We start from the raw sequence: 11,133 nt of genomic DNA, 5'->3' as shown, positions 1-11,133 counted from the left end.
GATATTCTCTAATTAGCTCTTTTCGTGCTAATTCATCAGGGGATAAATCTTTTCTTTTTTTTCTCATAAAAAAACCTCCAAATTAATGTAATTGTAGTTTACACTAATTTGGAGGTTTACACAAAATATGAGACAGACCCCCATTATAATCTGCGACAAAAAAAGAAGCTCCTGTGCTCTAATAGTAGAATGTTTATAATTTCCTAGATAATAAAAAAAGTAGCCTAGGCTACTTTTTTTAAGTTTAAACTTAAAATACAACTTCAACCTCACTACCTCTACTAGTTTTTGTAACCCTTATTTGACTGGTTATTGTCTGCTTTAGTTCGTTTACATGAGAAATAATTCCTACCGTTCTGCCGCTACACTTTAACCCCATTAAAATATCCATAGCAGCTGAGAGAGACTCCTCATCTAGAGTTCCAAATCCTTCGTCTATAAATACTGAATCTAGTTGGATACCTCCATTTTGAGCTTGGACTACATCTGATAATCCTGGAGCCAGTGCCATAGATGCCTTAAAGGTTTCTCCTCCAGAAAGTGTTTTTATACTTCTTTCCTTTCCAGTATGACTATCGAATACATTTATATCAAGGCCGGCTTTCCCATTACCTGTTGAATCGCCCCTATGTAGAATCATCTGATATTGGTTGTTGGTCATCTTAGTAAATCTTTCATTGGCTCTATCTAAGACCTCTTCAAAATATACTCCTAAAACATAACTTTGGAAGGTAACTTTATTTTTTTTCTCTCCATATTTCCCTTCAGATATATCCAAAAGTTTAGTATGAATATTTAAAACTTCATAATTTTTTTCAAAGATTTTATTTATACTTTTTAGATTTTCTTGTTTTTCATTTAGCTGTGAGATTTCAATTTCTTTTTTTGAAAAATTATTATTTAATTCTTCTATTTTTTTTACAGCAAGATCTTTTTCTTTTTCTAATGCTGTTAGATCTATAAGCTCAGTCCCTTCATGATCTTTTTTCTCTCCTATAATTGCATTTACTGTGGTTAAGCTATCCTTATGAGAGGTAATCTCCTCCTCCATCTTATCTCCATCTATTGCTTTTGCATCTAGATATTCTTCTTCATCAGAAAAGTTTTTTTCTTTTAGTTTTTGCTCAAATAATTTATTAGTTTCTTTCATGGCTGTTTTGAGTTCTTTTAGATTTTTTGATCTCTCTTCTAGAGTCGATTCTTTATTTTCTCTATCTCTTTTGAGATTTTCAATTTTAGTTTTTTCTGACTTTTTAGTATTTGTTTCTTCTACTATCTTTTTATAATCACCATCAAAGGTTGAGACAGTTATATCATTTTCTTCTAATTTTATCTTCAAAGATGCTCTCTCTTCTTCATCGTGTTCTAAATCTCTTTTCAAAATAATTATTCTATCTTTTAATTCTTGTTTTTCTTTGTTTGTTCTTTCTATATCCTTTATATTGAGAAATTCTTCTTTCTCTAATTTTTTTAGTTCCTCCAGTGTAGAAAGGATTTCTAATTGAGTCTTTATTTCTTTAATTCTTTCCTTATTTTTTTTCTCTAATTTTTGTATATTTTCATAATCATCATCTAAGTTTTCCTCGGTCATTTTTATCTTTAGCTCATCTTTTTGTTTAATTATATTAGTTTTTAAACTTTTTATTTCACCATCGAATTCACCTTTTTTAGTTTTAACCTCTTCGTGGCTATCTTCATATCCTTTTAATTCCTCTTTTGTAGGAACATCTTTTGGTTTTTCTGCCTTTGCAGGATGTTCTATCGATCCACATACAGGGCAAGGTTTTCCTATTTCTAACCTTCCTACAAAATTATAGGCTTTACTCTCAAACCATAGGTCACTCTGTTCCTTATATTTCTTTAATTTCTCATTTTCTTCAACAATTAATTTTTCTAATTCACTTTTTTTCTTTCCCAATTCTTTTTCATCTTTTGAAATTTCTATATATTTTTCTACTATATCTTTTAGGATAATCTTTTTAGTTTTACACCCTTCTTTTTCTAATTTTAATTCGGTTCCCTTGCGAAGGTCTTCTTCTATCTTTGTCCTATTTTTCTTTAATTCCTCTTTTTTTAAGAGTTCTTGTTGTTCTAACTCCTCTTTTTTTATCAAACTTATCTTTTCTTTTTTTAATGATAGATCGTTCTTTTCTATCTTTTTAAATAAATCATCATATTTCTCTACATCATCCTTGAGCAGATCCAAGGTACTTATTCTACCATTTAAAAGATCTAAATCTTTAGTCAATTCATCTATACTCTCGATCTTCAGATCATTTTTATCTCTATATTCTGCATATCTTCTGAGAAAATCTGAATATTCTTTATCTTTTATTTCATAGTCTTTTGTACTATTTATTTTATTTGCGTACTCCACCTTTATCTCGTTTGCTAATTTAAATATCTTGAGTTTTTCTTTTTTTTCTTCTATAAATTTAGAATTTTCATTTAATCTTTCCAATTTTTTTTTAGCTTCTTTTAGTTCTGTTACACCTTTATTATTTACTTCACCTTTGGCTATGATATCCATAATGTTTTGAAGGTCTAGTTTTTGGATCTCTTTTCCTACTGCTTTTTTTTCTTCTTTTAAATTATTTTTTTTAGTTTCCATTATCTGATTTAACTCTTCAAAGGTTAAAATTTTTCCCTTTAATAATTCAGTCCATCTCTGGTCATATATATTTAGTGTTTCTAATTTAGCAAAAATATTATCTTTTGCCTCCTTCTGCTCGATCTCTAAGTCATTTACCCTGTCCCTTAATTTTTCAGTTATGGATTTATATATATCTGTGTTAAATATTTTTTCCAATGTTTTGGTCTTGGAATTAGAATTAGATCTTATAAATTCACTGAAGGCTCCTTGGGGTAACATAATAAGCTTTTTAAATTGAGAAACATCGACCTTTAAAATTTCTTCCCTTATATATTTATCCCTGTCGTCCTTATTCCCAGGAATAACTTTTTTCGAATTGGTATCTATTTCAACTTTTTCACCAGTTTTCGTTATATTCTTTTCACCATTTTTTTTGTACCCATAATGAGCTGGGACTCTTTTCACAATATATTCTACCTTATCTACCTCAAAGGTAAACTCCACATAAGCATCCTTATGCTGGTGATTTTCTAAATAATCACAGATAATTCCATTTTTTTTCTGATCATCTTTAAAGTTAGTTTCACTATAAAGGGCATAGGTAATACCGTCAAATATAGATGTTTTACCAGCTCCTGTGGCTCCTGTAATAAGAAATAGCCCCTCCTCATTGAGTCTGGTAAAATCTATATCGATTTCACTGGCATAGGGTCCTATACCATACATCTTTAATCTCAAAGGTTTCATATTAACTTCTCCCTCCTATTAAACCATCTATTACTTTTTCTAAAACTTTTCCTTCGTTTTCCTCTAATATTACTCCTACACTCTCTGCCAATTCTTTAAATAATATTACTGGATTTTTTTTATTTATCTCCTGAGAGGTATACTTTCTTTTTATAGCTTTTTCTGTGGCAATATTGATTTGAAGTTCCATCACCTGAGAATACTTTACCCTTAATTTATTCATTGCATCCAGTGTCTGTTCAGTAAGAATAACCTTTAGATATGCATCCTTTGGGATATCTGCTGCCATAACTTCATCTAAAGTTCCAGTCAATTCTACCATCTCATATTTTTGTTTTATCATATTGGTATCATCTATGCTCAGTTTATCTTTAGAAATATCAATAATTAAAAACTTCTTATCTTGGTTTACTTCTGAAAATGAATATTTTATGGGGGAGCCTGAATATCTCACCTTTTCACTCTTTACTCTTCTACATCCATGGAGGTGGCCCAGAGCTGTATAATCAAAATCTAAAAAATAATCTTCCTTTACAGCTTCTTTTCCTCCCACAGAAAGAATTTTTACAGAGTCTTCTTTTTCAATCTCCTCTGCACTGTCTCCCCCCCCGACTACAAATCCATGGTAGAGAGCTATATTTACTTTATTTGTGTTCATATCTTTTTTTATTTCATCGGTCAAAAATTTCATGGTATCATCATGAGTAGATATTTTAAGGTCCCTCTCTTCTAAAATATCTTTATATTTTCTCCTAATGATAGTGGGATCGACGTAGGGCATCAGGTAAAAATCGACCTCATCAATACTTACTTTATTTACTAGTTTTTTATACTCTCCTACAATATATAGCCCCTGCTTTTCAAGGATCTTACTGGAAAAATCAAGTCTTGTACTACTGTCATGGTTACCACTTATAGCGATTACTTTCACCTTATATTTATTTATAAGGTTAGACAAAAGTTGATCGAGCAGTTCAGTAGCTTCTTCACTTGGAATACTTCTATCATATATATCCCCGGCAATAAGAACTGTTTCTATCCCCTTATCCTCTATCAGCTTATACATCTGTTCAAATACATATTTTTGGTCTTCTATCATAGAATACCCATTTACTTTTTTACCTATGTGTAGGTCTCCCAAGTGCAGTATTTTCATCTTCTCCCCCTTTCTTCTTTTTTTCTTATATTTTCTATCCCAATTTCTAACACCCAATCGGTATATAATCCTTTTTTTTAAATTTATTATAACATATAAATATAATAAATTTTTTCTAAAGTAAGGCTTAATTTTTTTAAGGTAAAAAAATAGAAATAACAAGGATTAAGTACAGATTACCCCATTATATGAGTAATCAAACATATATTTAGTATAAATGATAATAATATACTAAAAATATTTTTTTTTTAGACATACTTACCATATGTTAAATAAATGATCAACTGTTTTAATACATATTTTATATATAATAGTATATAAACAGAACAAGATGATTGACTTTAGTTGTGCTTTATATTATAATTGTCCTGATAGTTATCGAACAAAAGGATAAAAGGTAAAACATAAAACTAGGAGGAACAAAGTGGATAGTTTAATAAGTCAAATTTCGCATATTTCTGCATTAAATCATTTCTTTTTAACATTGATCATTTTAATTACAATGATTTTGGTTTCAAGAACAGTTGTAGCAGGAACTAAGTATTCGTCTATACTTATCATTGTTGTATTTGGATTAGGAATGGGATTTGTAATGGTTAAAAGTCAGGTGGCAGCACCAGGATTGAGTGAATTTCCAATGATAGTATTGGCAAGTAGAACTACTATTATAGCGTTAATTGCATCATTTTTTGTAGGTGGACAAGAGATAAAAAAGATATTTTTTAAAGAAAAACTTAGTGCCGAGGAAATGATGGTACCCTCTAAAGAGGAAGTTATATTAGGTACAAACAGTACACAATTATTTTTCTTAGTAAGAGCTTTCTTTATTTTAATAGGGATAGAAGCAGTTAAAACTTTAATTGTTGGGGTCCCCGTAAATGATGTCTTTGGGAATTAGTATCTCTTGATATCATATCTAAGTGTTGTACTAGCAATAATTTTTATTGATAACAAGGCTAAAATTTCAAATAAACAAAGTTATATTAGAAGTGGATTTATTGAAATGGTTGCGATTGTAGGAGTTTTAATTTTATCGCTTAAGATAGCAGAATTAGTTGAGCCTATTATTGCTCTTCCTCAGATTTTCTTTGCAATGATTATATCTGCTGGACTGGGGATGGTTCTATCTAACTGGAAACTAGGACCGACACTTAATTCGCTTTTATTTGCAGGAGTTCCAATTGTATTAGCAGGGACTTTTTTAGTCGGTGGTTCTAGAATGGGAGAAGCATTTAAAATATCAGGTGTTAAAAATGTAATGATTTACGGATTTTCAGGACAGTTATTCTGGATGTTTGCAGGGATGGCAATCCTAATATTTTTAGGGAAAGTAAATCATGTGAGAAACCTAGCCCCTGAAATGGCAGGAGCATTATCACATTCAGGATTAACTGGAGCATGTACCAGTGGAGACCTTGGAGAGGAAGCAGCAACAAGAGCTCCAATTATGATTAATGTACCATTCTTCGGACACATCTTTGTTTTTTCTATCTTAGCAGCCAGTGCAAAAAGAGGCAGCATAATTGTTGGATGGGTTATACCTCTTCTTGTTGCAGGACTAATATTAACTATTATGTCTATAAAGACATTAAGAAATTCCAATGGAGATAGCGGTAAGGAGATAAAAGGACTGATGCAATTTTCATTTGGTTGGCAGATTATAGCTGTATTTTCAAGTTTTACTCTATTAAATGTAGCTGGTATGCCTTTAGATCAAGTATCTATAGCAGTATCTTCAGCTCTCTCTCACTTTGGGTTATTTGCAGCAGGTCTATTTTTTTACTATCTTTACTAGTTTTATTAAAAATATCGGCTCCTTTCTTTTTAAACTCATCAGTCCAACGAGTTATTTGAGAAGGTGCAATTTCATTATCATTAGCAATTTTCTGTAAAGTTTCTCTTTCTGTTTTCTTAAATTATACCCTATTTTTTTGCTTAAGGTTAAACACTCTTTGTATGAATTTATACGACCATTATAAATAATGCAATTAGATAAGGGATTAAAAATGCTCCTCCACCATTACTGGCAGCTACATATGGAAATCTCCAAATGTTTCCTAATCCGATTGCTGAACCGATAGCGACTAGAATAAATCCTGAACGGGACCCCCACTTTCAATAAATAATATAATGGAAGTTATTATGCCAATTTTTTTGTTCCACTTAGTTATACAGTGTAGGTTTAGAAATTCCTTTTAATCTTTATTTTAAGTATAAAAAAAAACCTGGGAATGAGACACTAAAAAGTGTCTCATTCCCAGGTTTTTTTTCCTTTTCTTTAGTCTTATTTATTTTCGGGTTTCATAGCTATTCTAAGACAGATAGCAAACCCACCCCAAAGAAGGGTCATGCTGCAAACAGCAACAACGATAGCACCAGTACTCATATAAATACCTCCTATTTATTGGTCAAATAATATTTAGTCTAAATCTAATTCAAGTTCATTGTTCATAGGCTCATTATAGATTTTATCCTCAAATTCTTTAGATCCTTTTTTCTTTGCCAGAATAAATGATCCAACTGTGATGAGGATCATAGTTCCTAAACCATAAACTCCCAATGCAGTCCAAGAATAACCTTCATATGGAGCAGTAATCTCACCTTTTATCTTAAATAGCAAGATAACAACTAAAAGAATTGAAGTTCCTTTGATACACCAGATCCACCATTTTCCGACTTTGAAATCAGATAGTTCGTTAACATAAGTTCTAACACTTTCAAGGTTAAAGAACCACCCTAGGATGACTAACTCTAAGATACCGGCAATAACTATTCCATATTGGTTGGTAGCGTAGTCTACGATATCCAATACATATAATCCACCATTAGTTGCAACCAATAATGATAAGATTCCAGAAGTAAGTGCAAATCTATTCAGTGCTTGTATTCTGGTCAATTTAAATTTATCAGAGATAGCAGCCACTACCGCTTCCATGATAGACATAGATGACGATAATCCAGCAAAGATAAGTGTGATGAAGAAGATTCCACCGATCAATCCATTCATTCCTGGTAATTGGTTGATAGCTTCTGGGAATACGATAAACGCTAAGCCTACACCGGCAGTTGAAACTTCAGCTACACTGACACCTTGAGTATGAGCCATAAATCCTAAGATAGAGAATACTCCGATACCAGAGAATAAACTGAAACTACAGTTTCCTAACCCGGTCATAAAGGCATTGTTAACAATGTCTGACTTCTTAGGTAAGTAACTTGCGTAAGCATACATGATAGCAAAGCAAATACTAAGAGAGAAAAAGATCTGTCCGTATGCAGCCAACCATACTTGCGGGTCAGTTAATTTAGAAAAATCAGGACGGAAGAAATAATCTAAACCATCCATAGCACCTGGAAGTGTAACTCCTCTAACTACTATAACTAATAATGCAACAATTAAAAGTGGCATAAAGATCTTATTTGCTTTTTCTAGTCCATCTTTTACACCTAGTCTAAGAACTCCATAGTTGATTCCCCATACTAATAATAGCGGAACTGCAACTTTGAGATTCAGTCCACCCAAACTTGAACCTAAGTTACCAAAAGTACTAGGAGCATCTCCTAATTTTAAATACTCTCCGAATAGGAATGCCTTTGGATCTGTACCCCATGCTCCAGTAAAAGCATAGAAAAGATAACTGAATGACCAGGCGATGATAACAACATAATATGTAGCTATGGCAAAAGCAATAAGTGTTTGAAACCATCCAATAGCCTCATATTTTTTGTTTAATTTTGCAAATATTCCAGGGGCACTGGAACGGATCTTGTGTCCCATGGCAAATTCTAAGATCAATAACGGGATACCTGCTGTAAATAATGCAACTAGATAAGGGATTAGAAATGCTCCTCCACCATTACTAGCAGCTACATATGGAAATCTCCAAATGTTTCCTAATCCAATAGCAGAACCTATAGCAGCTAGAATAAATCCTGAACGGGATCCCCACTGGCCTCTGTTTTCTTCTTTACTCATAAATATCACATCCTCAATTTTTTAATAATTAAAATAAACATTAATAGAAATTATCACTCCATTATATACTAATTTTCTAATATGTCAATAACAAATTTTAAGCACATCTTTGAAAATAAGTAAAATAAACGACTTTTCTTATTAGAAGTATATACTATAATTTTGATATGTCAATACCAAAAAAATAGTTCTTTTTTTCACGCTAGCAGAAAGGATGGGAAAAGCGCATTAAAATGGCATTAAAAATGCATTAAAAGCACACTCTGGAATTAGAAGGGCTAGATATTAGAAGAGCTGAAAAACAATAGAAATAGAACAAAAATTAAGCTAGATAAATAGAAAAAATAAATGGTGTTTTTAATACGACTAATTTCTTCTATAAAAAAGAAGAAATCTTGCTATTTTATGTTATTTATGTTAAAATTTAGGGAAGAATTAAATAAAAATAATAAAGGAGGGAGAGGGCTGAGAAGCTCTCTCCCTATTTGTTAAAAAAGAGAGGTGAAAAATATGGCAAAAAAAGTGGATGAAAAACTGTTGGAAAGAGTAGAAAAATTACTTGCTCCTGTATTAGAACCCATAGAATTAGAACTGGTTGATATGGAATATATACAAGATGGAGCCTATTGGTTTTTAAGGATATATCTTGAAAAAATTGATGGTAAAATTACTTTAGATGAATGTGCTAAGGTGAGCAATAGTATTTCAGAAGATGTAGATAGGATGATAGAAGATAAATTTTTCTTAGAGGTGTCTTCACCAGGTTTAGAAAGACCACTCAAAAAAGAGAAGGATTTTGTAAGATTTACTGGGGAAAAAATCAAAGTTATATTGAGGCATAAAGTTGAAGACTCAAGAAACTGGACTGGGAAACTAGAAAAGTGTGAGGAGTCTATGATTTATTTAAATACGGAAGAAAAAACTTTAGAAATTCCCTTTGAGGAGATAAAAAAAGCTAATATAGTTTTTGAATTTAAAGACAAGTAGAGATAAGTAGGAGGTCGAAAGTGACAAAAAAAGATTTTAAAATTTTCTTAGAAGCTTTAGATGAGTTAGAAAAAGAAAAAGGGATTAGTAAGGAAGAATTAATAGAAACAATTGAGCAAGCTATCCTTGCAGCATATAAAAAAAATTATGGTGAATACGATAATTTATCAGTAAGAATAGATGAAAAAAAATCAAAGATAATTATTTTTGTTCCAAAGATAATAGTAGCAAATGTTCAAGATGACGAGTTAGAAATAGAGTTATCTGAAGCTCAAATGATGCCAGGAAAGAAAAGATCAAAGATCGGCGATATAGTAGAGATTGAAGAAAACTGTGAAGAGTTCAAGAGAAATGCTATTCAAAATGGAAAACAAATTGTTATTCAAAAAGTAAGAGAAGCAGAGAGACAACATCTATATGATAACTTTAAAGAAAATGAGCATGAAATGTTAAATGGTATCATTAGAAGGATAGATGAAAGAAGAAACATTCATATTGAATTTGATATGAAGGAAGCTGTACTAGCTATACAGGAACAATCACCTGCTGATCTATATAGAGTTGGAGACAGGCTTAAAGTATATGTATCTGAAGTTGAAAAGACAAATAAATATCCTAAAATAATAATCTCTAGAAAACATGATGATTTCTTAAGAAAATTATTTGAGCTAGAAATTCCTGAAATTGAAGAGGGAATAATAGTATTAAAAGCAGTAGTGAGGGAAGCAGGATCGAGAGCGAAAGTAGCTGTACACTCTGATAATACAGATATAGATACTGTAGGAGCTTGTATTGGTCAAAGGGGACTAAGAATAAAGAATATAGTTACTGAACTTAATGGTGAAAAAATAGATATAATTGAATGGAAAAAAGATAAAAAGGAATTTGTTAAGGCGGCCCTTAGCCCAGCTAAGGTGGAGTCTGTAGAAATTTTAGATGACGATGAAACAGCTAGAGTAATAGTAGAAAAAAGTCAGCTATCTCTTGCAATCGGTAAAGCAGGTCAAAATGCAAGATTAGCAGCTAAATTGACGGGGATGAGAGTAGATATTAAAACCCTTGAAGATGTAGAGGCAGCTAAAGAAAAAGTGAAATTGTCTGAGGAACTTTCATTAAAAGAGAAGGAAACAGAAGAAACAGTTGAGGGAGAAAATGAATAGTACTCCTATTAGAACTTGTCTTGTGTGCAAGGAACAAAAAGATAAGGCTGAACTTTTTAGAATTGTAGAGATAGATGGTCAATATGTATTTGATGAAAATCAAAATGTGCAGGCAAGGGGTACATATGTATGTAAAACCCACGAATGTCTAAAAAGATTGTCTAAAAATAAAAAAATAAACCTATCCAATGAAGATCTATATAAGATGGCTGTAACAGTGAAAAAAGCTAAAAGAGATTATTTGAGTTTACTTGAGACTATGAAACGTTCTGAATTTTTAAGTTTTGGAATCAACATGGTTACAGAGGATATAAAAAGAATACATTTTTTAATAATTGCTGAAGATATTAGTGAAAAAAATGATAAAAGAATTATGAGATTAGCACGAGAGCACAAGGTAAAATACATTCATTACGGATCAAAGGTACAGCTAGGTGTTATCTTTGATAAGCCTGAGGTAAATCTAATAGGTATTAAAAGTAAGAAAGTGGCTCGTGGTATGACGGAATAGATA

The 11,133-nt window shown here is 31.5% G+C and carries 9 protein-coding genes and 1 pseudogene; 5 read left to right on the top strand and 5 right to left on the bottom strand.

Going from position 1 to position 11,133, the window contains the following annotated elements; all coding sequences use genetic code 11:
* Positions 1–250: 250 nt before the first annotated feature.
* Both V5784_RS02565 and V5784_RS02560 read right to left on the bottom strand, forming a co-directional pair.
* A complete protein-coding gene (locus tag V5784_RS02565) occupies positions 251–3,340 on the bottom strand; it encodes an SMC family ATPase (protein WP_336887484.1) in 3,090 nt (1,029 codons plus the stop codon).
* A 1-nt stretch (position 3,341) separates the two neighbouring features.
* Positions 3,342–4,496, bottom strand: a complete 1,155-nt coding sequence (locus V5784_RS02560; RefSeq protein WP_336887483.1) for an exonuclease SbcCD subunit D — start codon at positions 4,494–4,496, stop codon at positions 3,342–3,344.
* Positions 4,497–4,920: 424 nt separating this feature from the next.
* On the opposite strand from V5784_RS02560, the gene V5784_RS02555 reads away from it, so the two are divergent.
* Positions 4,921–5,394 (top strand): hypothetical protein, encoded by a 474-nt coding sequence (locus tag V5784_RS02555; protein WP_336887482.1) that lies wholly within the window; start codon positions 4,921–4,923, stop codon positions 5,392–5,394.
* Positions 5,395–5,400: 6 nt separating this feature from the next.
* Positions 5,401–6,291, top strand: a complete 891-nt coding sequence (locus V5784_RS02550; protein WP_336887481.1) for a hypothetical protein — start codon at positions 5,401–5,403, stop codon at positions 6,289–6,291.
* A gap of 167 nt (positions 6,292–6,458) precedes the next feature.
* On the opposite strand, the pseudogene V5784_RS02545 reads toward V5784_RS02550, so the two are convergent.
* The 3 genes and pseudogenes from V5784_RS02545 to V5784_RS02535 form a co-directional block, all read right to left on the bottom strand.
* Positions 6,459–6,599: pseudogene (locus tag V5784_RS02545) on the bottom strand (hypothetical protein); the annotation flags it as partial.
* Positions 6,600–6,780: 181 nt separating this feature from the next.
* Complete coding sequence (locus V5784_RS02540) at positions 6,781–6,882, bottom strand: MetS family NSS transporter small subunit (RefSeq protein ID WP_336887480.1); 102 nt, start codon at positions 6,880–6,882, stop codon at positions 6,781–6,783.
* 33 nt (positions 6,883–6,915) lie between these two features.
* Complete coding sequence (locus V5784_RS02535; RefSeq protein WP_336887479.1) at positions 6,916–8,472, bottom strand: sodium-dependent transporter; 1,557 nt, start codon at positions 8,470–8,472, stop codon at positions 6,916–6,918.
* A gap of 510 nt (positions 8,473–8,982) precedes the next feature.
* On the opposite strand from V5784_RS02535, the gene rimP reads away from it, so the two are divergent.
* From rimP to V5784_RS02520, 3 genes are read left to right on the top strand one after another with little or no spacing between them, the layout of a single operon-like run.
* On the top strand, positions 8,983–9,459 hold the full coding sequence (rimP, locus tag V5784_RS02530; protein WP_336887478.1) for a ribosome maturation factor RimP: 477 nt from the start codon (positions 8,983–8,985) through the stop codon (positions 9,457–9,459).
* Between the two features lie 20 nt (positions 9,460–9,479).
* Positions 9,480–10,619: a transcription termination factor NusA gene (nusA, locus tag V5784_RS02525; protein WP_336887477.1), complete on the top strand. Its 1,140-nt coding sequence runs from the start codon at positions 9,480–9,482 to the stop codon at positions 10,617–10,619.
* Entirely contained in the window at positions 10,612–11,130 is a 519-nt protein-coding gene (locus V5784_RS02520) for a DUF448 domain-containing protein (protein WP_336887476.1), read from the top strand. Before nusA ends, V5784_RS02520 begins: the two co-directional genes overlap by 8 nt.
* Positions 11,131–11,133: the final 3 nt, after the last annotated feature.

This window comes from Psychrilyobacter sp. (assembly GCF_037132775.1).
Lineage (GTDB): Bacteria > Fusobacteriota > Fusobacteriia > Fusobacteriales > Fusobacteriaceae > Psychrilyobacter.
Note: the sequence above shows the minus strand (reverse complement) of the source record. Positions and strands in the feature narration are given on the sequence as shown.

What these genes read in the sequence shown, in the direction of transcription:
- V5784_RS02535 (WP_336887479.1), bottom strand. Translation starts at nt 8,472, where the DNA reads ATGAGTAAAGAAGAAAACAGAGGCCAGTGGGGATCCCGTTCAGGATTT.
- rimP (WP_336887478.1), top strand. Translation starts at nt 8,983, where the DNA reads ATGGCAAAAAAAGTGGATGAAAAACTGTTGGAAAGAGTAGAAAAATTA.
- V5784_RS02520 (WP_336887476.1), top strand. Translation starts at nt 10,612, where the DNA reads ATGAATAGTACTCCTATTAGAACTTGTCTTGTGTGCAAGGAACAAAAA.
- V5784_RS02540 (WP_336887480.1), bottom strand. Translation starts at nt 6,882, where the DNA reads ATGAGTACTGGTGCTATCGTTGTTGCTGTTTGCAGCATGACCCTTCTT.
- V5784_RS02565 (WP_336887484.1), bottom strand. Translation starts at nt 3,340, where the DNA reads ATGAAACCTTTGAGATTAAAGATGTATGGTATAGGACCCTATGCCAGT.
- V5784_RS02560 (WP_336887483.1), bottom strand. Translation starts at nt 4,496, where the DNA reads ATGAAAATACTGCACTTGGGAGACCTACACATAGGTAAAAAAGTAAAT.